This window comes from Microbacterium sp. SCN 69-37, assembly GCF_001724435.1.
Classification (GTDB): Bacteria; Actinomycetota; Actinomycetes; order Actinomycetales; family Microbacteriaceae; genus Microbacterium; species Microbacterium laevaniformans.
Genome location: NZ_MEEL01000033.1, coordinates 40,175 through 66,862 on the forward strand (window position 1 = coordinate 40,175; position 26,688 = coordinate 66,862).

The 26,688-nt window shown below is 69.4% G+C and carries 20 protein-coding genes and 1 pseudogene; 16 read left to right on the plus strand and 5 right to left on the minus strand.

The features are described from left to right. Positions 1 to 40: 40 nt before the first annotated feature. Positions 41 to 1,606, minus strand: coding sequence for a methionine--tRNA ligase (metG, locus tag ABS64_RS10490; RefSeq protein ID WP_292683425.1), 1,566 nt, complete (start codon positions 1,604 to 1,606; stop codon positions 41 to 43). A 74-nt stretch (positions 1,607 to 1,680) separates the two neighbouring features. Next, positions 1,681 to 2,694 (minus strand): LacI family DNA-binding transcriptional regulator, encoded by a 1,014-nt coding sequence (locus ABS64_RS10495; RefSeq protein WP_292683426.1) that lies wholly within the window; start codon positions 2,692 to 2,694, stop codon positions 1,681 to 1,683. A 232-nt stretch (positions 2,695 to 2,926) separates the two neighbouring features. On the opposite strand from ABS64_RS10495, the gene ABS64_RS10500 reads away from it, so the two are divergent. The 4 genes from ABS64_RS10500 to ABS64_RS10515 all read left to right on the plus strand — a co-directional run bounded on the left by ABS64_RS10500 (position 2,927) and on the right by ABS64_RS10515 (position 8,882). Beyond that, entirely contained in the window at positions 2,927 to 4,180 is a 1,254-nt protein-coding gene (locus ABS64_RS10500; RefSeq protein ID WP_135949707.1) for a maltose ABC transporter substrate-binding protein, read from the plus strand. A gap of 73 nt (positions 4,181 to 4,253) precedes the next feature. Next, positions 4,254 to 5,882: an ABC transporter permease subunit gene (locus ABS64_RS10505; RefSeq protein ID WP_292683429.1), complete on the plus strand. Its 1,629-nt coding sequence runs from the start codon at positions 4,254 to 4,256 to the stop codon at positions 5,880 to 5,882. A gap of 1 nt (position 5,883) precedes the next feature. Next, positions 5,884 to 6,816: a sugar ABC transporter permease gene (locus tag ABS64_RS10510; protein WP_292683431.1), complete on the plus strand. Its 933-nt coding sequence runs from the start codon at positions 5,884 to 5,886 to the stop codon at positions 6,814 to 6,816. 113 nt (positions 6,817 to 6,929) lie between these two features. Beyond that, entirely contained in the window at positions 6,930 to 8,882 is a 1,953-nt protein-coding gene (locus tag ABS64_RS10515; RefSeq protein WP_292683433.1) for a glycoside hydrolase family 13 protein, read from the plus strand. Between the two features lie 7 nt (positions 8,883 to 8,889). On the opposite strand, the gene rsmI is transcribed toward ABS64_RS10515, so the two are convergent. Next, positions 8,890 to 9,705 (minus strand): 16S rRNA (cytidine(1402)-2'-O)-methyltransferase, encoded by an 816-nt coding sequence (rsmI, locus tag ABS64_RS10520; protein ID WP_292683435.1) that lies wholly within the window; start codon positions 9,703 to 9,705, stop codon positions 8,890 to 8,892. 23 nt (positions 9,706 to 9,728) lie between these two features. On the opposite strand from rsmI, the gene ABS64_RS10525 reads away from it, so the two are divergent. Together ABS64_RS10525 and ABS64_RS10530 are read left to right on the plus strand one after the other, a co-directional pair. Next, a complete protein-coding gene (locus ABS64_RS10525) occupies positions 9,729 to 11,327 on the plus strand; it encodes a phospholipid carrier-dependent glycosyltransferase (RefSeq protein ID WP_292683437.1) in 1,599 nt (532 codons plus the stop codon). Between the two features lie 45 nt (positions 11,328 to 11,372). Beyond that, positions 11,373 to 12,428: a GTP-binding protein gene (locus ABS64_RS10530; RefSeq protein ID WP_288121697.1), complete on the plus strand. Its 1,056-nt coding sequence runs from the start codon at positions 11,373 to 11,375 to the stop codon at positions 12,426 to 12,428. A 24-nt stretch (positions 12,429 to 12,452) separates the two neighbouring features. Here ABS64_RS10530 and ABS64_RS10535 read toward each other — a convergent pair whose 3' ends face one another. Further along, complete coding sequence (locus ABS64_RS10535) at positions 12,453 to 13,280, minus strand: aldo/keto reductase (protein ID WP_197017291.1); 828 nt, start codon at positions 13,278 to 13,280, stop codon at positions 12,453 to 12,455. A gap of 126 nt (positions 13,281 to 13,406) precedes the next feature. Between ABS64_RS10535 and ABS64_RS10540 the strand changes: the two genes are divergently transcribed. From ABS64_RS10540 to hrpA, 5 genes are all read left to right on the plus strand, one after another. Next, entirely contained in the window at positions 13,407 to 13,835 is a 429-nt protein-coding gene (locus ABS64_RS10540) for a hypothetical protein (RefSeq protein WP_036289248.1), read from the plus strand. Next, on the plus strand, positions 13,835 to 15,448 hold the full coding sequence (locus ABS64_RS10545; protein ID WP_292683441.1) for an EI24 domain-containing protein: 1,614 nt from the start codon (positions 13,835 to 13,837) through the stop codon (positions 15,446 to 15,448). Before ABS64_RS10540 ends, ABS64_RS10545 begins: the two co-directional genes overlap by 1 nt. Positions 15,449 to 15,570: 122 nt before the next feature. Continuing rightward, positions 15,571 to 15,912 carry a hypothetical protein gene (locus tag ABS64_RS10550; protein ID WP_231477220.1) on the plus strand — a complete coding sequence of 114 codons (342 nt, stop codon included), beginning with the start codon at positions 15,571 to 15,573 and terminating at the stop codon, positions 15,910 to 15,912. Next, complete coding sequence (locus ABS64_RS10555) at positions 15,909 to 16,571, plus strand: hypothetical protein (protein WP_016464613.1); 663 nt, start codon at positions 15,909 to 15,911, stop codon at positions 16,569 to 16,571. Before ABS64_RS10550 ends, ABS64_RS10555 begins: the two co-directional genes overlap by 4 nt. Before the next feature lie 25 nt (positions 16,572 to 16,596). After that, positions 16,597 to 20,589, plus strand: coding sequence for an ATP-dependent RNA helicase HrpA (gene hrpA, locus ABS64_RS10560; protein ID WP_292683443.1), 3,993 nt, complete (start codon positions 16,597 to 16,599; stop codon positions 20,587 to 20,589). A 140-nt stretch (positions 20,590 to 20,729) separates the two neighbouring features. Here the strand turns inward: hrpA and ABS64_RS10565 are convergent, their stop codons facing one another. Continuing rightward, entirely contained in the window at positions 20,730 to 22,073 is a 1,344-nt protein-coding gene (locus ABS64_RS10565) for a M20/M25/M40 family metallo-hydrolase (protein ID WP_292683445.1), read from the minus strand. A 36-nt stretch (positions 22,074 to 22,109) separates the two neighbouring features. Between ABS64_RS10565 and ABS64_RS10570 the strand changes: the two genes are divergently transcribed. The 5 genes and pseudogenes from ABS64_RS10570 (at position 22,110) to ABS64_RS10590 (ending at position 26,648) form a co-directional block, all read left to right on the plus strand. After that, entirely contained in the window at positions 22,110 to 23,126 is a 1,017-nt protein-coding gene (locus ABS64_RS10570) for a Gfo/Idh/MocA family oxidoreductase (RefSeq protein ID WP_061682968.1), read from the plus strand. 1 nt (position 23,127) lies between these two features. Then, complete coding sequence (locus tag ABS64_RS10575) at positions 23,128 to 24,033, plus strand: NYN domain-containing protein (protein WP_292683447.1); 906 nt, start codon at positions 23,128 to 23,130, stop codon at positions 24,031 to 24,033. Positions 24,034 to 24,167: 134 nt separating this feature from the next. After that, positions 24,168 to 24,473, plus strand: a pseudogene (locus ABS64_RS10580) (ATP-binding protein); the annotation flags it as partial. Beyond that, positions 24,470 to 25,126 (plus strand): response regulator, encoded by a 657-nt coding sequence (locus ABS64_RS10585; protein ID WP_061682970.1) that lies wholly within the window; start codon positions 24,470 to 24,472, stop codon positions 25,124 to 25,126. The pseudogene ABS64_RS10580 and the gene ABS64_RS10585, both read left to right, overlap by 4 nt. A 139-nt stretch (positions 25,127 to 25,265) precedes the next feature. Continuing rightward, the gene (locus ABS64_RS10590) at positions 25,266 to 26,648 is read left to right on the plus strand and encodes an MFS transporter (RefSeq protein WP_061682971.1); all 1,383 of its coding nucleotides are present in this window, start codon (positions 25,266 to 25,268) and stop codon (positions 26,646 to 26,648) included. The last annotated feature ends 40 nt before the right edge of the window (positions 26,649 to 26,688 follow it).

Sequence of the window (26,688 nt, forward strand, 5' to 3'; positions counted from 1 at the left end):
CCCGCAAGTGGGACACGATGGAGGGGACGGGTGGGACGGGTCAGGGCTGCTCGATCCGGGGGAACAGCGGCTCGAGGCCGTTGACGCTGGTGCCGGGCACAAGGACTCCCCAGCTCCCGGCCTCGCGCAGCGACTGATCCTGCAGACGCCCCACGTGCCCGAGCGCGACCCACAGCCTCTCGGTGGCGATCGGCATCACGGGGCTCAGCAGCACCGCGAGCGCACGCAGACCCTCCGCCGCAGTGTAGAGCACCGTCGCAAGACGGGCACGCTGTGCATCATCCTTCGCCAGCGCCCACGGGGCGTTCTCGGTGATGTAGCCGTTGAGCGCGTCGACGATGGTCCAGATCGCCGCGATGGCCTCGTCCGGACGGAAGCGCTCCATCGCCGCATCGGCGTTCACCGCGGCATCCGCGACGATCCGCTGGATCTCGAGGTCACCCTCGGTGTACGTGGATGCCGGGGGCACGATCCCCTCGAAGTAGCGCTCGATCATCGCCGTCGTCCGCGACGCGAGGTTGCCGAATCCGTTCGCGAGCTCCGCCTGGTAGCGCGCCGAGAGGTCCTCCCACGAGAACGAGCCGTCCTGGCCGAACGCGATCGCCGACAGGAAGTAGAAGCGGTAGGCGTCCGAACCGAACACATCGGTGATCTCGGTCGGGGCGATGCCGGTGAGCTTCGACTTCGACATCTTCTCACCGCCGACCAACAGCCAGCCGTGCGCGAAGACACCGCGGGGCACGTCGAGACCGGCAGCCATCAGCATCGCGGGCCAGATCACCGCGTGGAAGCGGAGGATGTCCTTGCCCACGACGTGGAAGGCCGGCCACCGTCGCTCGAACTGCACGGGATCGGTGCCGTAGCCCACCGCGGTCGCATAGTTCAGCAGCGCATCCACCCATACGTAGATCACGTGTGACGGGTCCCACGGCACGGTGATGCCCCAGTCGAACGCCGAGCGCGAGATCGACAGATCCTTCAGCCCCGAACGCACGAACGAGACGACCTCGTTGCGCGCCGACTCGGGCCGGACGAAGTCGGGCTCGGTCTTGTAGAGCTCGAGCAGGCGGTCCTGGAACTCGCTGAGCTTGAAGAAGTAGTTCTTCTCCTGCAGCAGCTCCAACGGCTTCGAGTGGATCGCGCAGACCTTGAGCCCCTCGAACGCACCGGTGCCGTCGACGATCTCCGCCTCCGGCTTGAACTCCTCACAGCCCACGCAGTACAGCGCCTCGTACTCGCCGGCGTAGATGTAGCCGCGGTCGTAGAGCGCCTTCACGAACTGCTGCACGCGCTCCTCGTGGCGCGGCTGCGTCGTGCGGATGAAGTCATCGTTGGCGACGTCGAGGGTCTTCAGCAACGGGAACCACGACTCGGTGACGAGCTTGTCGACCCACTCCTGCGGAGTCACTCCGTTCGCGGCCGCGGCGCGGAGCATCTTCTGTCCGTGCTCGTCGGTACCCGTGAGCATCCACGTGTCATCGCCCGCCTGGCGGTGCCAGCGCGCGAGCGTGTCGACGGCGACCGTCGTGTACCCGTGCCCGATGTGCGGCAGATCGCTCGGGTAGTAGATCGGCGTCGTGATGTAGAAGGACTGACCAGATGTCACCCGACGAGTCTAGTTCGGGCCGGGCCGCCGGCTCCCGCGTGTGACGACGAGCCGTCGGTGCGTCGGCGAGGTTCTCAGGCGCTTTCGCGAACGACGAGCGTGGTGGGCAGCACGACGGCATCCGGATGGCCGCCGGCGATCGCCTCCAGCACCATCTCGACCATCGTGGCGCTGATCTGGGCCCAGGGCTGGCGGATGGTGGTCAGCGGCGGCGTGTGCGCCTCGGCGAGCCCCGAGTCGTCGAAACCGGCGAGCGCGACGTCCTGAGGAATGCGTCGCCCCTGCGCAGCGAGCGTCTGAGCGGCACCGACGGCGAGCAGGTCGCTTGCCGCGAACACCGCATCGACGTCGGGCGCGCGCGCGAGAAGTCGAGCCATCGCCTCCGCGCCCGCCTCACGGGTGAACGGCACCGCTTCGACGAGGACCTCGTCGAAGCGGTCGCCGAGTTCGTCGCGAAAGCCGTCGAGGCGGAAACGGCCGCTGGGGGTGTCGAGCGGTCCGGTGATCAGCGCGATGCGGCGGTGCCCGCCATCCATGAGGTGCCGCGTCATCGTGCGTGCCGAGCCCACCTCGTCGATGGCGACGTGCGCAACGGTGCGCCCTTGCCACAGCGGGATGCCGGAGCACACGGTCGGCACGCCCGCGTTCACCAACGAGCCGAGCAGATCATCGGATTCGTGAGAGGAGACGAGCAGGACGCCGTCGACGTGGCCGGCGCGCACATATCGGGCCGCGTTGGCCTGTTCGCGCTCGGTGTCGGCGATCAGGAGCACGAGGGTCATCCCACGCTCGGAGACCGCATCGGTCGCCCCTCGCAGCAGCAGCGCCATGTTCGGATCCGACAGCAGGACGTGCTGGGACTCGGTGAGAAGGAAGGCGAGCGAGCCGGTTTTTCCGGTCGCGAGGCTGCGCGCAGCCTGATTGGTCGTGTAGCCCGTCGAGACGATCGCGGCATCGACGGCGGCGCGGGCTTCCGGCGACACCCAGTGCCCTCCGTTGAGCACGCGCGAGACCGTTCCGTACGAGACGCCGGCCGCGGCGGCGACGTCGCGGATGGTCGGCTTCTTCGGCACATCGCTGGGTGTCACGAGAGCCGACTCTACCGGTGTCTACAACGAACACGGCCACAACCGCACCCTTCACTGTAACCGATCACAGTCCGGGGACTGTAACCGGTCACAGTTCCATAACGAACCCGTGATCGCGCACTTTTCGACCGCACAATGGAGGGGTTCGCACCCGGTGCGACATCACGACAGGGCGGCGGAGCAGCCGAGCTACGGCCCCTCTCCCCCTGTGATCCCAGAGAGAGGCACACCGATGAAGGTGAAGAAGAAGGGCGCCGTCGCCCTCGGACTGCTCGTGGCGTCCGGCATCCTGGCGCTCGCCGGCTGCTCCGGCAGCACGACCGCACAACCGACGACCAGCGGCGACGCACAGGCCGCCACCAGCGGCGAGCTGACCGTGTGGGTCGACGCCGACCGTGCTCGAGCGCTCGAGGATGTGGCGAAGAAGTTCGAGCAGGAGAAGGGCGTCAAGGTCAACCTCGTCGTCAAGGACTACGGCAAGATCCGCGACGAGTTCACCGCACAGGTGCCTACGGGCAAGGGACCCGACATCACGATCGGCGGGCACGACTGGATCGGCGCGTTCGTCAAGGACGGAATCGTGGCGCCGGTCGAACTGGGCGACAAGGCGGCCGACTTCGAGAAGGTCGCCATCGAGGCGGTCACCTACGACGGCAAGACCTACGGCCTTCCGTACGCCATCGAGAACATCGCCGTGCTGCGCAACACCGCGCTGGCCGACTCCACCCCGGCCACCTACGACGACATGATCGCGAAGGGCCGCGCCGCCGGCACGGAGTACCCGTTCGTCGTGGGCCTGGACCCGCAGGCGTCCGACCCGTACCACCTGTACCCGTTCCAGACCTCCTTCGGTACCTCGGTCTTCGGGCGCAATGCCGATGGCTCGTACGACGCGAGCAAGCTGTCGATCGGCGACGAGGGCGGACAGAAGTTCGCCGCGTGGCTCACCGCGCAGGGAGACACCGGCACCAAGGTGCTGAACCTCAACCTCTCCGGCGACCTGGCCAAGGAAGCCTTCAACGCCGGCAAGTCGCCGTACTTCCTCACCGGCCCGTGGAACGTCGCCGACGCCCAGAAGGCCGGCATCGACGTCGCGGTCGACGCGATTCCGACGGCGGGCGGCGGTGACGCACAGCCCTTCGCCGGCGTGCAGACGTTCTTCGTGAGCGCCAAGAGCGCCAACGCGCTGATCGCGAACGAGTTCCTCGTGAACTACATCGCCACCGCCGACGTGCAGACGGCTCTCTTCAAGGCCGGTGGGCGTCCCCCGGCACTGACCGCCGCGTTCGACGCCGCCAAGTCCGACCCGATCGTCGCCGGCTTCGCCAAGGTCGGCGCGAACGCGGTGCCGATGCCGTCGATCCCGCAGATGGGCTCGGTGTGGGACGACTGGGGCAAGACGGAGGCCGCCCTGATCAAGGGCGGCGGCGACCCTGCCGCGCAGTGGACCCAGATGGCCGACTCGATCGCCGCCAAGCTCGGTTGACCCCGTGCGGAGGGGTGGGCTCACGCTCACCCCTCCGCACCCCGATCCCCCCACGTTCCGACAGGAGTCGAAGATGACTGGCCCCACGATCGCCGCGCCGCCTACGCGCGCGCCCGAAGACCGCGCCGCGGCACGGCGCCGCCGACGCGCCGAGGCCTGGGCGGAAGCCGCAGGCGCCGGGTGGAAGGTCTGGCTGGTCAAGATCGTGTGCCTGGGCGTCATCGACGCGATGGCCGTCTATGCGATCCTCGTCCTGCTGACCAAGGACAGCGTCGTCATCGCAGCGGTCGTTGCCCTCGGCATCCTCGCGATCAACGTCGTCTACCTGAAGCCGGGCCTTCTGCCTGCCAAGTACCTGACGCCGGGCCTGGTCTTCCTCTTCGTCTTCCAGATCTTCGTGGTGCTGTACTGCATCTACATCGCGTTCACGAACTACGGCTCGGGACACGTGTCGACGAAGGACGACGCCGTCAACGCGCTGCTCATCCAGAACCAGCAGCGCGTCGAGGACTCGGCCGCCTATCCCATGTCGGTCCTCGAGAAGGACGGCGCCCTCTTCTTCCTCGTGACCACTCCCGACGGCACCGCCGAGATCGGCAGCGCCGACCAGCCGCTCGAGGCGGCGTCGGATGCCGAGTTCACGGGCGGCCGCGCGGCGACGCTTCCCGGGTACACCACGTTGAACTTCGCTCAGCTCGTGGCCAACCAGGCGACGATCTCGTCGATGGCGGTGCCCTTCTCCACCGATCCCAACGACGGCACGCTCCAAACCCGCGACGGCTCGACGGCCTACCAGTACGTCTCCACGCTCGTGTGGGATGCCGCCGCAGGCACCATGACGAACACGCAGACGGGCGTCGTCTACACGGACAACGGCAACGGCTCCTTCGCCTCCGCCGACGGGCAGACCCTCGCCACGGGATGGCAGGTCTGGGTCGGCGTCGACAACTTCGTCCGGGCGTTTTCCACCGAGTCGATCCGTGGGCCCTTCCTCGCCGTGCTCGTCTGGACGTTCGTGTTCGCCATCCTGTCGGTGGCGACGACCTTCGCCCTCGGCCTGTTCCTCGCGATCGTCTTCAACGATCCGCGGATGAAGAGCAAGAAGTACTACCGGGTCATCATGATCCTGCCCTACGCCTTCCCTGCGTTCCTGTCGGCGCTGGTCTGGCAGGGAATGTTCAACCAGGACTTCGGCTTCATCAACCAGTCCATCCTCGGAGGGGCGTCGATCCCCTGGCTGCAGGATCCCCTGCTGGCGAAGGTGTCGATTCTCGTCGTGAACCTCTGGCTCGGCTTCCCCTACATGTTCCTCGTCACGACGGGTGCCATCCAGGCGATCCCCGACGACATCCAGGAAGCGGGGCGTGTCGACGGCGCCGGTGTATGGCAGATCTTCCGCCACATCAAGTTCCCGTTGCTGCTGGTGTCGGTGGCGCCGCTGCTGATCTCCTCGTTCGCGTTCAACTTCAACAACTTCAATCTGATCTACATGCTCACCGGCGGCGGCCCGCGCTTCGCCGACGCGTCGATCAACGTCGGCGCGAGCGACATTCTGATCTCGATGGTCTACAAGGTGGCCTTCGTGGGAGCCGAACGCGACTACGGCCTGGCCAGCGCGTTCTCGATCATCATCTTCGTGCTGGTGGCGGTCATCTCCTACCTCAGCTTCCGCCAGACCAAGGTGCTCGAGGAGCTGAACTGACATGACCACTGCTGAGACCCTCCCCGTCACCGGCGCGGCAGCGACCCCGCCGAGCCCGACCGTCGCCCACGAGACGCGTCGCCGGTTCGGCCGGTGGTTCCGCGAGACCGGCTGGCGCCACCTCGTCGGCCTCGCGATGCTCGTCTTCTCGGCGTTCCCGCTCGTCTACGTGCTCTCGGCCTCGCTCAACCCGGGCGGGACGCTGCTGACGGCCAACAGCCTGTTCGCCACGGTCGACATCGGCAGTTACATCGCCCTGTTCCAAGACCCGCTGCGCCCGTACGGCAACTGGTTCGTCAATTCGGTGTTCATCGGGCTGACGACGTCGTTCTTCACCGTCGTGCTCTGCGCGCTCGCCGCCTACGCCTTCTCGCGCATGCGCTTCACCGGCCGCCGTTTCGGACTGCTGACGCTGCTGCTCGTGCAGATGTTCCCTCAGCTGCTCGCCGTGGTGGCCATCTTCCTGCTGATGTCGGCGATCGGCGACATCTTCCCGGCACTGGGTCTGAACTCCCAGATCGGGTTGATCATGGTCTATCTCGGCGGCGCGCTGGGCGTGAACACGTTCCTCATGTACGGCTTCTTCAACACCGTGCCGGCCTCGATCGACGAGGCGGCGAAGATCGACGGCGCCGGGCACGCTCGCATCTTCTTCACCATCATCCTGCGCCTGGTCGCCCCCGTGCTGGCTGTGATCGGCCTGTTGTCGTTCATCGGCACCATGAACGACTTCCTCATCGCGTCCGTCGTCCTCGTCGATCCCGACAAGCAGACGCTGGCGGTGGGGCTGTACCAGTTCGTCTCGCAGGAGACGGCGCGCAACTGGAGCGTGTTCGCTGCCGGCGCCGTGCTCGCGGCGATCCTGCCGATGGCACTGTTCCTGGGCCTCCAGCGCTTCATCGTCGGCGGCCTCACGGCCGGCTCGGTCAAGTAGCGCACGATGCGGCCCGCGCCGCACACCACACAATCAGAGGGCTCTGCCACGGATGTCCGTGCAACCACGTCGCACCAGTGCCGACGTGTTGTCGGCGTTCCACGGAGGTTCCCATGATCGATCCCACCTGCCCGCACCACGACGGCTCGCCGTTGTACGTCTCGCACCCCGATCCGGCTCTCGGCGACGAGGTGACCGTCCGCCTCCGCGTGCCCCGCGCCTACGGCGGAGTCGACCGGGTCGTGGTGCGCAGCAACCCCGACCACGAGCCGGCGTGGGTGGAGGCCGAGTGCGACGGCGAACGGGACGGGTGGCAATGGTGGTCGGCGCGGATCGTCGTCGCCAATCCGCGCCACGGCTACCGCTTCCATCTCGTCCGCAGCGACGCGACGGTGCAGATCCTCAACCAGGGCGGGCTCAGCGACGTCGACGTCCTCGACGCGCAGGATTTCGCCCTCGTCGCCGGCAACCCGCCGCCGCCGTGGATGGCCGACACCGTGCTGTACCAGATCTTCCCCGATCGTTTCGCGCGATCGGATGCCGCAGCCGACCGCCCGCTTCCGCAGTGGGCGATCCCCGCAGCCTGGGATGACCCGCTGGATCCCTCCCACCCGGGTCGCAGCCGGCAGCTCTACGGCGGAGACCTCGACGGCGTCGTGGACCGGCTGGACCACCTCGTCGATCTGGGTGTGAACGCGCTGTACCACACGCCGATCTTCCCCGCGGAGTCGAATCACCGATACGACGCCGCCAGCTTCGATCACGTCGATGCACTCCTCGGCGGCGACGAGGCCTACCGACGTCTCATCGAGGCAGCGCACGCGCGCGGCATCCGCGTGATCGGCGATCTCACCACCAACCATTCCGGCGTCGCCCATGAGTGGTTCCGCAACGCGTACGGCCGGCCCGACGCGGCGGAAGCCGACTTCTACTACTTCCACGATGCGGCCCACACCACCTACGAGACGTGGCTGGATGCGGCGACGCTGCCGAAGTTCGACTGGAACAGCGCCGAACTGCGGCGTCGGTTCATCGAGGGACCCGACTCCGTCGTCGCGCGCTGGCTCGCGGAGCCGTACGGGATCGACGGGTGGCGCATCGACGTCGCCAATATGACCGGCCGTCTCGGTGCCGAAGACCTCAATGCCGTCGTGCGCCAAACGGTGCGCCGGACGATGATCGAGGTCTCGTCCGACACGCTCCTGCTCGCCGAGTCGACGAACGATGCCGCCAGCGACCTGCAGGGAGATGCCTGGCACGGCGGCATGACCTACCCGGCGTTCACGCGCGGCGTGTGGTCGTGGCTCGCGGAGCCCCGACGCATCCCTCACCGCGGCTTCGACGGCCGCGTCAGCGATGAGATGTGGTTCTTCGGACTGCCCACCGGGATGCCGCGGTACACCGCGCAGCAGTTCGTGCGCCAGCTCCGGCTCTTCACCAGTCAGATTCCGTGGCGTGTGCAGCGCGGGACGATGTCGGCCCTCGACACCCACGACACCGCCCGGTTCGCCACCTACGCCGCGGAGGAGATGATCCCGCTCGCCGTCGGTCTGTCGATGACGCTGCCCGGCATCCCCGTCGTCTACGCCGGCGACGAGTTCGGACTCGAGGCCGTGGACGGTGAGATGAGCCGCACCCCTCTCCCCTGGGACCGCGTCGGCGAACCCGAGATCGCCGCCCGCATCGGCCTCTACCGTGAGCTCATCGGCCTTCGCCGCGCGCACGCGGCGCTCTCGACCGGCGGCCTGCGATGGTTGCACGCCGACGACGACGCGATCGTGTTCATCCGCGAGAACGCGGACGAGGCGGTGCTGGTCCTCGCCGCTCGTACCGACGTCGAGATCCGTCTTGACATGGCCCTGGTCGGCGCGGCGACGGCGGCAACCTCGCGCTATGCGGCAGGAACGGTCGAACTTCTCGCCGACGACGGCGCGGTGCGCCTGCACGGCAGAGGAGCGAGCTTCGCCGTCTGGACGCTGCCGGGCGTCACCGCTCCGCCCGCGCGTGCGGAGCGGTCCGTCGCAACGCCGGAGGCCTTCGCGCAGTTGGGCGGTCCCGCCGTCTGAGCGGGCATCACCGCGAGGCGAGCACCGCCTGATAGAGATCGCGGCTGGACAGGCCGGTCGCTGCCGCAACCTCGGCGCTCGCATCCTTCAGGCGGATGCCGTCGGCCACGAGGGCCTGCACCTGCGCGACGGCATCCTCGGCCGACACCTCTCGGGCCGGCGCGCCGCCAACCACGACGACGATCTCCCCGCGGACCCCGGCCTGCGCCCACTCGGCGAGAGCCGCCAGGCCGTCGCGGACGACCTCCTCGTGCAGCTTCGTGAGTTCCCGGCAGACGGCCGCGGGCCGGTCGGCGCCGAAGGCGGCGGCCATGGCGTGGAGGGTCTCGGCCAGACGCGAGGGCGCTTCGAAGAAGACCATCGTGCGCGGCTCGCTCGCCACGAGCGCGAGAGCGCGCGCACGATCTCCGGCCTTGCGCGGCAGGAACCCTTCGAAGGTGAAGCGATCGGTCGGCAACCCGGCGACGGCCAGTGCGGTGACCACGGCGCTGGGTCCCGGCAGAGCGGTGACGGCGACGCCCTGCGCGACGGCCTCGGCGACGAGACCGTACCCGGGGTCGCTGACCGTGGGCATGCCCGCATCGCTCAGCACGAGGAGGTCCTCCTCCCGCGCGCGGGCGACGAGCTCGGCCACACGCTGCTTCTCGTTGTGGTCGTGCAGCGCGACCAGACGAGGCCGGTTGGCGATGCCGAGCGCCTGGAGCAGTCGCTGGGTCGTGCGGGTGTCCTCGGCGGCGATGACGGTGGCCTGCTCGAGCGCAGCGACCAACCGCGCCGAGGCGTCGCCCAGATTTCCGATCGGAGTCGCGCCGAGGATGATCACCGCTTCAGCTTAGGCTGGTGGCCGTGTCGACCACCGCCGAGCCGATCCCGCCGCTGCTGTCGCCCGTGCGCCGGTCGGTCTACGACCGTTGGCGCGAACGCGTCGCGGCCGAGCCGCGACTCCAGCGGCTGTACGGATGGCTCGCTCCCCTGCTGGTGACGCTGCTCGCCGGCATCCTGCGCTTCTGGAATCTCGGGCATCCGCACGTGCTGGTCTTCGACGAGACCTACTACGTGAAGGACGCCTGGAGTCAGTGGAATCTCGGTTATGCGGCGAGCTGGCCCGACGGCGCCGATGCGCGATTCGCGGCGGGTGAGCCGAACATCTTCACGACCGATCCGAGCTTCGTCGTCCATCCCCCGCTCGGGAAGTACCTCATCGGATTCGGCATGTGGCTGTTCGGACCCGACAGCTCCTTCGGGTGGCGCGCGATGGCGGCACTGTTCGGTACGGCCCTCGTGCTGCTGCTCTTCCTCGTCGCTAAGACGCTGACGAACTCGACGGTGTTCGCGACCGTGGCCTCGTTCCTGCTCGCGATCGACGGCCTCGGCATCGTCATGAGCCGCGTCGGCCTGCTCGACGTGTTCCTGGCCTTCTTCATTCTGCTGGCCTTCTGGTTCGCTCTTCTCGACCGTCGACGCCATCTGGACCGCCTCGCCGCTGCGATCGTCGCCCGCCGGGTCGACGACGCCCCCCTCGCCTGGGGAGCCGTGCTCTGGAACCGACCGTGGGTCATTGCGGCCGGCGCCGCCGCGGGTGCGGCGACGGCGGTGAAGTGGTCGGGGGTATGGGTCCTCGCGGCCATCGGGCTCTACCTGGTCGTCACCGATGCACTCGAACGTCGACGACTCGGCGTCACCTTCTGGCCGATGGATGCCGTGCGGCAGGGGCTCGCCTCCTTCGTGCTGCTCGTGCCGGTCGCTTTCGTCGTGTACCTCGGGTCGTGGGCCGGATGGCTGTTCAGTGACGGCGGCTACGACCGCAAGGTCGCCGAGATCAGCCCCGCCACGGGGTTCTTCTCCTGGGTGCCGCTTCCCCTGCAGAGTCTGTGGAAGTACCACGAGACCATCTACGCCTCGATGGCGGGCATGTCCTCCCCGCACAGCTACTCCAGTGCGGCGTGGGCGTGGCCGTTCCTCTGGCGTCCGACGTCCATGTACGCGTTCTCCAGCCCTGACGGCAAGAACGGCTGCAGCGGCGACAACGGCTGCCTGCAGGTGCTGTACAGCATGCCGAACCCCCTGCTGTGGTACGCCTCGGTCATCGCCGCGCTGTACCTGGTCTACCGCTTCGCCGTCGCTCGCGATTGGCGCTACGCGGTGGTGCTGGTCGGCATCGCAGCCACCTGGCTGCCGTGGCTGATGTACCCCGAGCGCACGGTGTTCCAGTTCTACACGATCGTGATCTGGCCGTTCCTGTTGCTGGCGCTCACGTTCGCACTGCGAGAGATCACCGGAGCGGCGCACGCGCTGCACGAGCGTCGGCTGGCCGGGCAGCGGGTCGTGATCGTCTTCCTCGTCGCGGCGGTCGTGCTGTCGGCGTTCTGGTACCCGCTGTGGTCTGCGACGCAGGTGCCCTACGACTTCTACCGCCTGCACAACTGGATGCAAGGGTGGGTCTAGCACCTATCGAGAACGATTCTCGATAGGGTGTGTGCGGGAGGACGGATGCCGCACACACGCGAACCCGCCGGCACCGCGGCAGGCCGCGTTCCCGTCGTCGCCGTGACAGGCCACCTCGGCGCGGGGAAGACGAGCCTCGTCAACCACCTGCTGCGCACGCCCGGCGCTCGCCTCGGCGTTGTCGTGAACGACTTCGGCGCCCTCAACGTGGATGCCGCCCTCGTGACCGGTCAGGTCGATGAGGCGGCCGCGATCTCCGGTGGCTGCGTCTGCTGCCTGCCGGACGCGGGCGGACTCGACGATGCGCTGGGCCGGCTGGCCCATCCGCGGCTGCGCCTGGACGCCATCGTCGTGGAGGCCAGCGGCGTCGCAGAGCCCGCCGCGCTCGCCCGGCTGATCCGCTTCAGCGGCGTCGCCCGCGTACGCCCGGGCGGCGTGGTGGACGTGATCGACGCCCCGAACCACTTCACGACGATCGACTCCGGCGACGATGTGCCTGCGCGCTACGCGACCGCGTCGCTCGTGGTGATCGGCAAGACCGATCTGCTGCCGGCATCCGAGCGGGCATCGACGATCGCGCGGATCGCCGGGCGTGTGCGCTCACGCAATCCCCGCGCACACCTGACCACGGCGCGCGCCGGAGCGATCGACCCGGCCCTCGTGTTCGACGTGGCCGATCGCGACGACCCGATCGACGAGCTGCCGCTCGCGCGCATCACTCGCGAGGCCCACCACGGCCCCGGCCACCACGCGCATGAGCACGCACGCTCCGCCTCCGTGCCGCTGCGCGCGCCGGTGTCGCCCTCGGCGCTCGTCGATCTGCTCGAGCACCCGCCCCGCGGGGCGTATCGCCTCAAGGGGCGGGTGCGCGTGCAAGGCGCCGGCCGCGATCACGGCTATCTCGTCGACGTCGTCGGCTGGTCGATCCACGTGTCCGCACTGCCGTCACCGCCCGAGATCGGCGAACTCGTCGCCATCGGCGTCGACCTCGACGCGACCGAGGCCGAAACCGCGCTGCACGCGCTCGCCTCAGCCTCCGCCGCGCGCGCAGACGTCGCGGGGCGACGGCGCCTGGAGCGCTACCGCCGGCTCAGCGAGTGAGCGCGGCGCACGGGTGCCCGTGGGTCAGTTGACCTCGTCGGGGTGCGCGGAGACACGACCCCCGCGCTCGAGCGCGGTGATCGCCGACTGCTCGTCGGCGCTCAGCTCGAAGTCGAACAGGTCGAGGTTCTCTCGGATGCGCTCGGGGTTGTTCGACTTCGGGAAGATGATGTGGCCCTGCTGGATGTGCCAGCGGAGGACCACCTGCGCGGGAGTCTTGCCGTGGGTCGCGGCCGCCGCGGCGACGGGCGCCTCGTCGAAGAGCGGGTACTTGCCCTGTCCGAGCGGACCCCACGCCTCGATCAGGATGCCGTGCTCCTTCGCGAATGAGGTGACGTCCGGCTGCTGGTAGGCCGGGTGCAGTTCGATCTGATCGACGGCCGGCGTGACGCCGGTTGCGGCGATGATCTCGGACAGGTGCGACGGCAGGTGGTTGGAGACACCGATGCTGCGGGCTTTGCCGGCCTCGCGGATCTGCACCATCTTCTCCCACGCATTCACGTAGTTGCCGTTGGCCGGCGCGGGCCAGTGCACGAGGTACAGGTCGACGGCGTCCAGGCCCAGCTTCGCGAGACTCTCGTCGATCGCCGCGAAGGGCTCGTCTCCGGCCTGGCGGTCGTTCCAGAGCTTCGTCGTGATGAACAGCTCGTCCCGCGCGATGCCGCTGGCGGCGATGGCACGTCCGACGCCTTCCTCGTTGCCGTAGATGGCCGCGGTGTCGATGTGGCGGTAGCCGGCTTCGAGGGCGTCACTGACGATGCGCTCGGTCTGCGCGGGATCGACCTTGAAGACGCCGAAGCCGAGCTGCGGGATGGTGTGTCCGTCGTTGAGGGTGAGGAGGGGGATCGTCATGTCTCCAGCGTAGGCGGGGCCGGCGACGGTGCGGGTGGATGCCGCGGCATCCACCGGCATGGGTTGTTCTGCCCATCGCGCGCCGTCGGAGGGTTCGCTTAGGTTGTCGGGCAGGGAGGCGGACACATGAGCGACCTGAAGATCGATGTCGGTGAGGTGCTGGCGAGCGCGTCGAGCGCCGAGCGGATCGCGGGAGACTTCTCGGCATCCGAGCGCATCGCCGACGAGACGGCGGGATACACCGGCCACGACGCACTGGCAGGAAAGGTGCGCGACTTCGGCGGCAAGTGGGACATCGCCCGGGGCAAACTCGAGGAGAACCTCACCTTCATCGCCGACTACCTGCGCGCCGTCGTCGATACCTTCGAGGACCTCGACACCGAGCTCGCGGCCTCTCTCGAGCAGTCGGCGAAGGGCGATCACGCCGCCGCGAACGACCTTGACTCCGAGGTCGACAAGAGCACGGTGCCGCCGGCATCCGCTCCGACCCCGAGTCCCAGTCCCAGTCCATCGCCCGGGCCCGCCCCGACCCCGCCGGCGACGGGAGACAACTGATGGCGCTCCCCGGAAAGCCCGAGGCCCTCGCCGAGCGGGCATCGACGTACGTCTCGTCGGCGAGCCGTATCGAACGCGCCGCCGACGACCTGCGTGCGCTCGCGTACGCCAGCACGGCCCGCTCGCTCGATGCGATCCGCGAGCGCAGCGGACAGGTGGCCGGCGATCTCAGCGCCGCGTATGGACGCTACGCGGGCACGGCGAACGCGCTCGTGGAGTACGCGGCCGCCCTGCGTGAGGCCCACCGCAAGGCCGACGACGCCGACGCGAGCGAGGCCTACGCCGAGCGACACGCCGGCAGCGCCGACACGCAGGTGTCCGCGTACGACCGTCAGCTCCGCATCCTCGAGCAGTCGACGGCCCCCGCCGGAAACATCGAAGCGGCCGAGCGTCAGCTCGCCGAGGCGCGTGCTGCCGCCCGCCGCTACGACGACGCCGCGTCGGCGGCACGCGAGGCTCACGAGCAGGCGCGCCGCGACATGGAGGCCGCGGCCCAGCGTGCAATGTCGCTCATCGACAGTGCGATCGACGCCACCAACGAGAGCTGGCTCGATCGCGTCGGCAGCTTCTTCGAGGGCCTCGGCTCGTTCTTCGCCGACCTGGCGACGTGGGTCGGCGACTTCCTTCAGGATCTGTGGGACGAGCTCCAGCGGCTCGTCTCGACCGTGCTCGCCCTGGTGGGCACGGTCCTGATCCTCGCCCTCGTGTACGCGCTGCTGTCGCTCATCCCCGTGATCGGCCCGCTGATCGCTGCGCTGGTGGTCGGCCTCCTGGCGGGGTTCCTGCTCGCGAGCATCCTGTCGGACGTGCTCAAGCCCACCCCCCAGGTGAGCGAGTACGACCGCACCCGCCGGGAGAAGCGAGGCTCGCAGGGCGAGCCGACCGACCTCGCGCACGCCATCAAGGATGCGGGCTACGTCGACTCCCTCGGTCACCACACCGAAGACAGCGCCGACGAGACCGTCATCAAGGTCACGAAGGTCGTCGACGCCGACGGCGTCGTACGGTGGCGAGTCGCGCTGCCCAGCACGCAGGAGTGGCTGTCCCGGTTAAACGGCGACCAGGGCGCGGTCAACGACCTCGACAGCAACCTGGCCCTCATGCTCACCCCCTCCCTGCGCTCGCAGTACGAGCGCGCGGTCCTGCAGGCGATGCAGCAGGCCGGGGTCGGACCGGACGATCCGGTGATGCTCGTCGGCTTCAGCCAAGGCGGGATCATGGCGGGCCACCTCGCGGCCTACAACTCCGACTACAACTGGGATGCGGTCGTGGTCGCCGGCGCGCCGATCGACAGCATGCCCATCCCGTCCTCGACGACCGTCGTCTCGGTGCAGCACGACGGCGACCTGGTGCCGCGACTCGACTCGGTGATCTCCCTCGGCCGCGGCGGATATGCGCAGCAGCGGCCGAACTGGACCACCATCAACAGCCCGTCTCCCCTGGCGTTTCAGGGAGTCGGCGGCATCCACAACGCCGCCGCCTACAACTCGACGCTGCAGAGCCAGATCGATCGGGTGCCGCCCGCCACGCAGGACGACCTCAACGCGTACTTCATCGGCGACGACGACACGTACGGTTATGACACGACCTACTACTCCTGGCAGGAGAAATGATGCTCGGATCGTCTCGACTCGTCATCGCGGCCGCCGCTGCGGTGTTGGCCGTGACCGCACTCACCGCGTGCACCGGAGGCGGCGGGCCCGCCGCGTCCAGCGCATCACAGGAAGGAACCGACGTGGATCTGCAGAGCGTCTACTCCGCCATCTCGGCGGCCGACCCGGGGGTGGAGGACCCGCTGGGTACCGTGAGCACCTCCGGCATGGCGAAGACCCTGTCGGTGAGCGTGCTGGTCGCCGCCGATGAGCCGGTCACGACCGACCGCCTCGTGGCGATCTTCGTCGCGATCCGCGACACCACGTCGGCGAGCATCGAGACCGTGACCGTGATCGCGCGCGATGCCGCCGACGAGGAGAAGATCGTCGACCTCTCCACGGCGGTCGCGGGGCTCCCGAGCGACGTGACGGCGCTGTACGACGGCGGCGTCACCCTCGCCCGCGTAGACCTCGAGAAGCTGTGAGCCCGGACGCCGCCCCGGAGCTCGTGTTCCGCCTCATCGGCACCTGGTGGCCGGTGGCGCTGGACAGCGACGAGAACGCGCGGGCCTCGGCCACCGATATCGCACGCGGCACGCTCGGCACCGCCGACCAGAACGCGACACCGCGTCGCCGGATGCGCGACGACCTCGTCGATGCGGCGCGCGCCGCCCGTGACGCCCAGGGTCGGCTCCTCCTGCTCCAGACCGAACTGTCTCCGAACGAGCCGATGTCGGCGATGCTGACGCTGTTCGATGACGATCGGTTCCACATGAGCCCGTCCATCGGGACGAACCCGCAGCGCGTGCTGTCGGTGCTCGAAGAGGCTCTGCCGACCATCGCGCCCGAGATGGCCGGCACCGCCGTTCGTCGTCCGTTCACGGATGGCGAGGTGGTCCGCACGCATCGCGTGGACGAGTCCGTCGAGGTCGAGGACGGTGCGACGTTCACGAGACGGCGACTGGTCGCGCACTACTGGTACCCCGTGCCGGATTCCAAGAAGCTGAGCCTTGTCGTGCTCTCCACCCCGCTCGGAGACATCCCGAACGCCCTCCTCGCCTACTTCGATGCCATCGTCGAGGTGTCGGGGTTCCGCTCGGCGCCCGAGACCGCCGTCGACGCCGCGGGCGCCGCCGCGCGCTGACGCGCACGCAATACGATGGAGGGCTATGCCTCCCGTCGTCCCCGTGATCTCCTATCCGCCGGAGCTGCCTGTCAGCGCGGCACGCGAGGAGATCGTGCGCGCCATCGCGGGCCATCAGGTCGTGATCGTGGCTGGTGCGACCGGATCGGGCAAGACGACGCAGCTGCCGAAGATCTGCTTGGAGCTCGGGCGCACGAAGATCGCGCACACCCAGCCGCGCCGCATCGCGGCACGCACGATCGCCGAGCGCATCGCCGAGGAGCTGCACGTGCCGCTCGGCGGCGCCGTCGGCTACAAGGTGCGTTTCACCGATCAGGTGTCGGAGGACACCCAGATCGCGCTCGTCACCGACGGCATCCTCCTCAATGAGATCCACCGCGACCGCCTGCTGCGTCGCTACGACACGATCATCATCGATGAGGCCCACGAGCGCTCGCTGAACATCGACTTCCTGCTCGGCTACCTCGCGCGCGTCCTGCCCGAGCGCCCCGACCTGAAGCTCATCATCACGTCGGCGACGATCGATCCGGAGAGCTTCGCGAAGCACTTCGCGGATTCCGCGGGTACACCCGCCCCGATCGTCGAGGTCTCCGGGCGCACCTACCCGGTCGAGATCCGCTACCGCCCGCACGTCCCCGACACCCCGACCTCCGCGCGAGACCCGAAGGACACCCCGACCGCCGCGCGAGACCCGAAGGGCCGAGTCGAAACGCCCACCGACGGTGACGACGTCGACGCGCTGATGGCGGCGCTGCGCGAACTCGACCGCGAGGCCGACGGCGACGTGCTCGTCTTCCTTCCCGGTGAGGCCGAAATCCGCGACGCGATGGATGCCATCCGCGGCATGTACGCGAAGGACGCCCGTCCCACCGAGGTCCTCCCCCTGTACGGTCGGCTCTCCGCCGCCGAGCAGCACCGCGTGTTCGAGCGCTCCACGCTCGCCGGCGTGCGTCGCCGCGTGATCCTGGCGACGAACGTCGCCGAGACGAGCCTCACCGTTCCCGGCATCCGCTACGTCATCGATGCGGGCACGGCGCGCATCTCGCGCTACAGCGCGCGGTCGAAGATCCAGCGACTGCCGATCGAGGCCGTCTCGCAGGCGTCGGCGCAGCAGCGTTCCGGCCGCGCCGGACGCACCTCGAACGGCATCGCGATCCGCCTCTACAGCGAGGACGACTTCCTCTCACGGCCCGAGTACACCGAGCCCGAGATCCTCCGCACCTCGCTGGCGTCGGTGATCCTGCAGATGCTCGCCCTCGGCTTCGGCGACATCGAGGACTTCCCGTTCCTGACGAAGCCCGACAGCCGCGGCGTGAAGGCGGCGTTCGACCTGCTCAGCGAACTGCGCGCCGTCTCGCCGTCGCGCCGGCTCACCTCCCTCGGACGGGAGATCGCCCGCCTGCCGATCGACCCCCGGTTCGCGCGCATGCTCATCGAGGCGCGCCGCCTCGAGGTGCTGCCCGACGTGCTCGCGATCGTTGCCGGACTCTCCATCCAGGACGTCCGCGAGCGACCGTCGGCCGAGGACCCCGGAGCCCGCGAGCAGGCGGACCGGCTGCACGCACGCTTCACCGATCCGACGAGCGACTTCCTCACCCTTCTCAACCTCTGGAACCACCTGCAGGAGCAGCAGCGCGACCTCGGCTCCAGCGCCTTCCGACGCCTGTGCCGCAGTGAGTTCCTCAACTACGTCCGCGTGCACGAGTGGGCCGACGTCCACCGACAGCTGCGCCAGCTCATGGGTGTGAAGACGGGCTCGACCTCCGACGGCGCCGCCGCCGACCCCGCGCGCGTGCACCGGGCGATCCTGGCCGGTCTGCTCTCGCACATCGGCATCCTCGACACCCGCTCCGTCGGTGTCGCCAAGAGCACCGGGGGCGACAAGCGCAAGCCGATCGCGACCTTCCGCGGGGCGCGTGGGGCATCGTTCGCGATCTTCCCCGGTTCGGGGCTGCGCAAGGCGACCCCCGACGCGGTCATGGCGGCCGAACTCGTCGAGACGTCGCGCCTGTTCGCCCGCACGGTCGCGGCGATCGATCCGGCCTGGGCGGAGGAGCTCGCCGGAGATCTCGCGCACCGCCAGCTGAGCGATCCGCACTGGTCGAAGGATGCCGGGGCCGCCGTGGCCGCGGAGAAGGTCACCCTGTTCGGCGTCGAGATCATCCCGCGCCGCCGCGTGCAGCTGGCCCGCATCGACCGCCCACTCGCGCGGGAGCTGTTCGTGCGGCACGCGCTCGTGGACGGCGACTGGAACAGCCAGCACCTCGACAAGCGCCTCACCGCGTTCGAGCGGCGGAACCTCGACCTGCGCCGCCGTCTGGAGAAGGTGGAGGAGCGGGAGCGCCGCCGCGACATCCTCGTGGGCGACGAGGCCGTGTTCGCATTCTACGACTCACGCCTGCCGCACGACGTGTTCGACGCGCGCTCGTTCGAGACCTGGTGGCGTGACGCCTCCGGCCGCACGCCGCGGCTGCTCGACATGACCGAGGCGGACCTGCAGGGCGACGCGTCACGCTCGGACGAACGCGCGTTCCCGGGACGCTGGCAGCAGGGCGACCAGGTGCTCTCGCTCGCGTACCGGTTCGAACCGGGTAGCCCCGAGGACGGCGTCAGCGTGGTCGTGCCGCTCCCGCTGCTGGCGGCGCTTCGCCCCGACGGTTTCGACTGGCAGGTGCCGGGACTGCGGTCGGAGCTGATGACGGCACTGTTGAAAGCGCTGCCGAAGGCGATCCGCAGGCACGTGGTGCCCGCCGCCGACTGGGCTGCGAAGCTCGGCGACGACCTGGCGTCGGCCGGGCCCGAGCACCACGACGGCCTGCCGCCCCAGTCGCTGCGCAGCGCTCTCGCCGCCCGCATCCAGCGCGTGGCGAACCAGCCCGTGACCGCCGACGAGTTCGACCTCGAGCGGGTGCCCGCACACCTTCTGATGACGTTCCGGGCCGTCGATCACCGCGGGCGCACGGTCGGCACCTCCCGCGACCTCGCCGAGCTGCAGCGCCGACTCGCCGGCCGCGCCCGCGAACAGGTCGCCCGCACGCTCACGCGTGAGCAGCAGCCCGCCGGGCGCGTCGCCCGAGCCTCAGGGGTGTCCACCTCGGGGATGTCTTCCCGCGACGCGTCGGCGACGGCATCCGCCCCGGGGGCACCGCAGATCGTCGAGCGCGACGGCATTCTGACGTGGGATCTCGGCACGCTGCCCGAGGTCGTCGACACGAAGGTCGCCGGCGGCGTCGTGCGCGGCTATCCCGCGCTGGTGGACCAGAAGGATGCCGTCGCCCTGCGCATCGAGTCCACTCCCGAGCGTGCCGCACGCCTCTCGCACGCCGGTGTCCGTCGCCTGCTGCTGCTCGCCGTACCCTCGCCGAGCGCGTACGTGCTCGAGCATCTGACCGCTCCCGAGAAGCTCTCGCTCGCAGCGTCACCCTACCCGTCCGCGAAAGCGCTCATCGAGGATGCGCGCGTCGCCGTCGCGGACGCGGTGATGGCGCGCGTCGCCCCGGGCGGTGTCCGCACGCCCGAGCAGTTCGCCGCCGTGCGCAACGCCCTGTCGTCGGCCGTGGTCGACGAGCTGTTCCAGGCGGTCTCTCTGACGGCACGCATCCTGACGCTGCAGCGCGACGTCGAGCGTGCCGTGAAGTCGCAGAACGCCATGACGCTGCTGGCTGCACTCGGCGACGTGAAAGCACAGCTCAGCGGGCTCATCTACCCCGGATTCATCGCGCGCACCGGCCTCGATCGACTGCGTCATCTTCCCCGCTACCTGCAGGGCGCCCTGGAGCGGGTGCGTGCGCTCGCCGACAATCCGGGCCGGGATCGCCAGCGTCTGACCGAGTTCGAACGCGCGGCGGCACTCTACGCGGAGGCCGGCGGTGCGCTCCCCCTTGCCGCCGAGGCGCCGCCGGCGATCGCGCACGCACGCTGGCTGCTCGAGGAGTACCGCGTGAGCCTGTTCGCCCAGGCGCTCGGCACCGCCGAGCCGGTCTCGCTCCCCCGCATCACGAAGGCGCTCTCCGCCTGACCCCACCCGCCGTGCGCGTCCCGATCTCCGCGGAGCGTGTCCCCATTCCCGCGGAGCGTGTCCCGATTCCTGCTTGGTGAGAGCGCTCCCAACAGCACAGAGTGGGACATGCAGCGGGAGAGGGGCGGGCGCAGAAAGCGTCAGCTGGCTCGGATGAGGGCGAGATAGAAGCGGATGCCGTTCAGCCACGACTCGACGCGGATGCGCTCGTTGTGCGCGTGCAGCGCGTCGCGCTCACCGCGCGTCAGGTGGAAGGGCGTGAAGCGGTAGACGTGCGCGCTGATCGCCGTGAACCAGCGGCTGTCGCTCGCCCCGAGCTGGATGTACGGCGTCGTCACGATGTCGGTGCCGAGGGCGTCGTGGACGGCGGTCGCGATGCGCCGCCACGGCTCGCCGCGCCAGGACGAGACCGGCGAGGGGTCGGACCCGTGGCGCACCTCGATCTCGACGTCGGGGTCGGCCACGATGCGGCGGATCCGCGCCGTCGCCGAGGCGGCGGTGTCGCCGGTCAGCAGGCGGATGTTGATCGAGGCACGCGCCGTGGTCGCGAGCACGTTCTCGCCCGGGGCGCCCGACAGCTCGGTCGCGACGGCGGTCGTCCGCACCATCGCGTTCAGTTCGGGCCCGAAGCGTGCGAACACCCGCGCGGCCAGCGGGGCGAGCACTCCGAGATTCGCGAAGACGGTGCGCAGCGGCTGTGCGGCGTGCGGGGCGAGCGTCGCGAACAGAGCGCGCACGGGCGGGGCGATGCGAGCGGGGAACGGATGCCGCTGCACCCGATCGATCGCACGGGCGAGCCGCGCCGTCGCGGGGAAGGCGGGAGGCGTGGACGCGTGCCCTCCGCTCTCGCGCGCGGTCAGCCGCAGTGTCAGCACGCCGCGCTCGGCGACCCCGACCATCGCGGTCGGCACCGCGACGCCCGGGACGGCGCCCTCGACGACGGCGCCGCCCTCATCGAGGACGAGAGCGGGTGTGACCCCGCGCTCCCGCAGCAGCGCCACGATCGCGCGCGCGCCTCCGCCCGCCGTCTCCTCGTTGTGGCCGAAGGAGAGATAGACGTCGTGGGTGGGCGCGTAGCCCTCCGCGGCCAGTTCCTCCACCGCCTCCATGATCGCCACGAGCGCGCCCTTGTCGTCGATGGCGCCGCGCGCGTGGATCTCGGCATCCTTCCCTTCGCCGACGAGCTCGGCGCCGAACGGCGGGTGGTCCCATTCCTCCTCCACGACGGGGACGACGTCGATGTGGGCCATCAGCACGAGCGGATCCGCCGCGCTGCCGCTGCCGGCCCAGTGGAACAGCAGGGAGTAGCCGTCGACGACCTCACGCTCGAGAACGGCGTGCGCTGCCGGATACAAGCGCGCCAACGTGTCGATGAATCGCGTGAACGCCTCCGCATCCACGAGGCTCTCATCGGCGTGCGAGACGGTCGGAATCTGCAGCAGCTCACGGAATCGGGCGATCGACGCCTCGGTGTCGGCACTCACGGCTCGAGCCTACGCGCGCGCGGCTAGGCTCGTCGCATGACCGACAACGCCCCCGGCACGACTGTGCCGACCGCGCCCATCCGCTGGGGAATCCTCGCCACGGGCGGCATCGCCCACGCCTTCACGAAGGACCTGCGGACGGCGGGGCTCACCGTCACCGCGGTCGGATCGCGCCGTCCGGAGTCGGCGCGCGCGTTCGCCGCCGACTACGACATCCCCCACGCGCACGGGTCGTACGAGGAGCTCGTCGCCGACCCCGACGTCGACATCGTCTACGTCGCCTCGCCGCACAGCCACCACCGGGAGCACGCGATCCTCGCGCTCGAGGCCGGCAAGCACGTTCTCATCGAGAAGGCCGTGACGCTGGATGCCGATGAAGCCATCGCGATCCGTGACATCGCCGCCGGGCGCGGACGGCTGGCGATGGAGGCGATGTGGACGCGGTATCTGCCGCACATGGCCCGCATCCGCGAGCTCATCGCCGACGGCACGCTGGGCGAGGTGCGCACCGTCATCGCCGACCACACGCAGTCGCTTCCCACCGACCCGGCACATCGTCTGAATGCGCTCGAGCTCGGCGGGGGCGCTCTCCTCGATCTCGGCATCTATCCCGTCTCCTTCGCGTGGGACGTGCTGGGACCGATGACCGAGATCCGCGCCGTGGGCCGCCTCGGCGACACCGGAGCCGACACCGAGGTCGCGATCGCCGCCGTCCACACGGGCGGCGCGCTCTCGTCGATCGCGACGAGCTCGCGGGCCGCCGGCCCGAACACGGCCCACGTGGTCGGCACGAACGCGCGGATCGACATCGATCGCGTCTGGTACGAGCCCACCTCCTTCCGGGTCACCGCGACCGACGGCACCGTGATCGAGGAGTACCGCGGCGACGTCGATGGCCGCGGCATGCAGTTCCAGGCCCTCGCCGCCGAGCGGTTGCTGCGGGAGGGGCGCACCGACAGCGACCTGCTGCCGTTCGCGGAGTCGATCGCGATCATGCACGCGCTCGACGACGTGCGAGGCCAGCTCGGCGTGACCTACCCGAAGGTGCGCTGACATGATCGAACTGCAGGGTAACCGCGTCGCCGTCTACCTCGACTTCGACAACATCGTCATGAGTTGGTACGACCGCGTGCACGGGCGCAACTCCTACGCCGCCGACCGCCAGAAGATCATCGCCGACCCCGATGCCCCCGAGATCGCACAGCGTCTGAAGGATGCCACGATCGATGTCGGGGCGATCATCGACTACGCGGCCTCCTTCGGAACCCTCGTGCTCACGCGCGCCTATGCCGACTGGTCGTCGCCGGTCAATGCGCTCTACCGTTCGCAGCTGGTGGCCCGCGCCGTCGACCTCGTGCAGCTGTTCCCCGCGGCGGCGTACGCGAAGAACGGCGCCGACATCCGCCTGGCGGTCGACACCGTCGAGGACATGTTCCGCCTGCCCGACCTCACCCACGTCGTCATCGTCGCCGGAGACAGCGACTACGTCCCGCTCGCGCAGCGCTGCAAGCGTCTCGGACGCGTCGTGGTGGGTGTCGGCGTGGCCGGTTCGACGGCCAAGTCCCTCGCGGCGGCGTGCGACCAGTTCGACTCCTACGACTCGCTGCCCGGAGTGGTGCTGCCCGCGTCGGCTGCGACCCAGAAGAAGGCGGATGCCGCCGCCACCTCGGCCCCCTCTTCGTCGCGCCGACGCAAGAAGACCGAAGACCCGACGGCTGAGCTTCTCGGGCGTGCGCTGCGTCTGGAGCAGGAGCGCACCGACGACGAGTGGGTGCACCTGTCGGCGGTGAAGAACCTGCTCAAGCGGATGGATCCGTCCTTCAGCGAGAAGGCGCTGGGGCACCGGTCCTTCTCCGACTTCGTGAAGGCCTACCCCGGCGTCGCCGACATCGACGAGACGACGAACATCGTGCGCGTGCGTCCCCACTCCGGCGACGACGGCGGGGCCGACGGGAGCTGATGCCCGTCGGCCGCGCCGCGACCGCCCTCAGGCGGCGAGCGGGATCACGCCCACCAGTACGCCCACGGCGAGCATCGCCAATGAGAGGCGCGTGCCATCTCGACGGGCGCGATGCCGCAGTGCGAGGCGCTTTCCTCACCGTCGCCGACTCCGGCGCCGGTGTGGACGCCGAAGCGGATCTCTTCTCGCGCGGGCGTCGACCCGCTCCCGATGCCGACCGGGTGCACGGACTCGGCGTCGGCCTTCCCTTGTCACGCGAGCTGGCGCGCCGCCGTGGGGGCGATGTCTGGCTCATCGAGGCCGCGGGAACGTCCGCGCTCACGGGGGCGGTGTTCGGTGCCCGGTTGTGCGGCGTTCTGGGAGATGCCCTCGGTGGTGGCTCCTCCGACGCCGGACCCTTACCTGATCGATTCATCGACCGAAGGGATTCCCCCTCATGACCACTCCCCTTCGCGTCCTCGTCGTCGACGACGACTTCCGCGTCGCAGGGCTGCATCGCGAGATCGTGGCGGAGAGATCCGCCTACCGCGCACTCGAGCCCGCGCGCACGCTCGCCGACGCGACCGCCGCCGTCCGCTCCGAGCACCCTGACCTTCTGCTCGTCGACGCGTATCTGCCGGACGGCGACGGGATCGCCTTCGTGCGCGAGACCTCGATCGACGCCTTCGTACTCTCGGCCGCGACCGACGCGGCGACCGTGCGCCGCGCCCTGCGCGCCGGCGCCCTCGGCTACCTCGTCAAGCCGTTCGAGCGGCGCGCCCTCGTGGAGGTCCTCGATCGCTACGCGCGCTTTCGCAACGTGCTCGACGAGGAGCGCAGCGTGTCTCAGGACGAGATCGATCGGGCCCTCGGCATCCTCCACGCGGTAAGCGACACGTCCTCCGTATCGCGATCGGCGACGGAGCAGGTGATCCTCGGGGCCCTCGGCGACGACGAGTCCTCGGCATCGGAGATCGCCGATCGCGCCGGCGTCTCCCGCGCCACCGCGCAGCGTCACCTCGCGGCGTTGGCGACCCGCGGCATCGTGGAGGTGCGGCTGCGCTACGGCACCACGGGGCGCCCCGAGCACCGGTACGTGCGTCGACGCGCATAGCGGAGCCTGCGTGCGCCCGTCGGTGCACGCGTGCACAGGCACTGTGCAGCGCTGAACCTTGTACCTGAATCACTTTTCAGGTAGCGTCCACGGCGCGGCATCCCTCGTCGCATCGCGCTCTACAAGGAGGTATCAGCGCATGGTTTCAGCGACCGCTTCGCACCGCACGCCCCCGCAGTCCGGTCTCCGCCGCGTCGTCAGCGCCTCGATGGCCGGCACGATCGTCGAGTGGTACGAGTTCTTCCTCTACGCCACCGCGGCCACGCTCGTGTTCAACCTGATCATGTTCCCGCCGTCCGACGATCCCTATGCGGGCATCATCGCGGCATTCGTCACGTATGCGGTCGGCTTCATCGCACGCCCCCTGGGCGGCATCGTCTTCGGCCACTTCGGTGACAAGTACGGTCGCAAGAAGCTCCTGCAGCTGGCCATCATCCTCGTCGGTGTGGCGACGTTCCTCATGGGCTGCCTGCCGACCTTCCAGCAGGTCGGCTACTGGGCCCCGGCACTGCTGGTGCTGCTGCGCTTCGCCCAGGGCTTCGCCGTCGGCGGCGAATGGGGCGGCGGCGTCCTGCTGGTCGCCGAGCACTCCCCCGACAAAACCCGCGGATTCTGGGCGTCGTTCCCCCAGGCGGCTGTGCCGATCGGCAACCTCGTCGCGACCGTCGTGCTGCTCGTGCTCAGCCGCACCCTGTCCGCGGAGGCGTTCCTCGCCTGGGGCTGGCGGGTCGGGTTCTGGCTGTCGGTGGTGATCGTGGCGATCGGCTACTACATCCGCACCAAGATCAGCGATGCGCCGATCTTCCTCGAAGCGCAGAAGGAGGCGGAGGAGCACAAGCACGACCGTTACGGCGTGTTCGAGGTCGTCCGCCGCTATCCGCGCGGCGTGCTCACCGCGATGGGTCTGCGCTTCGCGGAGAACATCATGTACTACCTCGTGGTCACCTTCTCGATCACGTACCTGAAGATCGCGTTGGACGTGAACACCGCCGAGATCCTCGGCATGCTGGTGATCGCGCACATCGTCCACATGATCGTCATCCCGCTGGTCGGGGCTCTCGCCGACCGCATCGGCCGAAAGCCGGTGTACGCGATCGGCACGGTCGGAGCAGCGGCGTGGGGCTTCATCGCCTTTCCCCTGTTCAACACGAAAGAGCCCGCGATCATCATCCTGGCGATCTGCCTGGGCCTGGTGATCCACTCGTTCATGTACGCGCCCCAGCCGGCGATTATGTCGGAGATGTTCCCGACGCGCATGCGCTACTCGGGCGTCTCACTCGGCTACCAGGTGACGTCCATCGTCGCCGGCTCACTCGCGCCGATCATCGCGACAGCGCTGCTGTCGGCCTCGGGCAGTTACATCCCCGTCGCGCTGTATCTGGCGGTCGCCGCCGCCATCACCCTGATCGCCGTCGTCTCGATGCGCGAGACCAAGGGCAGCTCCCTGCACGATCTCGACCGCGTGGATCGCGAACGCCTGGTCGCCGAGACGGGTACGGTGCGGGTGCCGCCCACGCGCTGAGCACGCGAGAGGGAGGGGGTGGATGCCGCGGCATCCACCC

What these genes read in the sequence shown, in the direction of transcription:
- ABS64_RS10500 (WP_135949707.1), top strand. Translation starts at nt 2,927, where the DNA reads ATGAAGGTGAAGAAGAAGGGCGCCGTCGCCCTCGGACTGCTCGTGGCG.
- ABS64_RS10505 (WP_292683429.1), top strand. Translation starts at nt 4,254, where the DNA reads ATGACTGGCCCCACGATCGCCGCGCCGCCTACGCGCGCGCCCGAAGAC.
- ABS64_RS10510 (WP_292683431.1), top strand. Translation starts at nt 5,884, where the DNA reads ATGACCACTGCTGAGACCCTCCCCGTCACCGGCGCGGCAGCGACCCCG.
- ABS64_RS10515 (WP_292683433.1), top strand. Translation starts at nt 6,930, where the DNA reads ATGATCGATCCCACCTGCCCGCACCACGACGGCTCGCCGTTGTACGTC.
- ABS64_RS10530 (WP_288121697.1), top strand. Translation starts at nt 11,373, where the DNA reads ATGCCGCACACACGCGAACCCGCCGGCACCGCGGCAGGCCGCGTTCCC.
- ABS64_RS10535 (WP_197017291.1), bottom strand. Translation starts at nt 13,280, where the DNA reads ATGACGATCCCCCTCCTCACCCTCAACGACGGACACACCATCCCGCAG.
- ABS64_RS10540 (WP_036289248.1), top strand. Translation starts at nt 13,407, where the DNA reads ATGAGCGACCTGAAGATCGATGTCGGTGAGGTGCTGGCGAGCGCGTCG.
- ABS64_RS10545 (WP_292683441.1), top strand. Translation starts at nt 13,835, where the DNA reads ATGGCGCTCCCCGGAAAGCCCGAGGCCCTCGCCGAGCGGGCATCGACG.
- hrpA (WP_292683443.1), top strand. Translation starts at nt 16,597, where the DNA reads ATGCCTCCCGTCGTCCCCGTGATCTCCTATCCGCCGGAGCTGCCTGTC.
- ABS64_RS10570 (WP_061682968.1), top strand. Translation starts at nt 22,110, where the DNA reads ATGACCGACAACGCCCCCGGCACGACTGTGCCGACCGCGCCCATCCGC.
- ABS64_RS10575 (WP_292683447.1), top strand. Translation starts at nt 23,128, where the DNA reads ATGATCGAACTGCAGGGTAACCGCGTCGCCGTCTACCTCGACTTCGAC.
- ABS64_RS10585 (WP_061682970.1), top strand. Translation starts at nt 24,470, where the DNA reads ATGACCACTCCCCTTCGCGTCCTCGTCGTCGACGACGACTTCCGCGTC.
- ABS64_RS10590 (WP_061682971.1), top strand. Translation starts at nt 25,266, where the DNA reads ATGGTTTCAGCGACCGCTTCGCACCGCACGCCCCCGCAGTCCGGTCTC.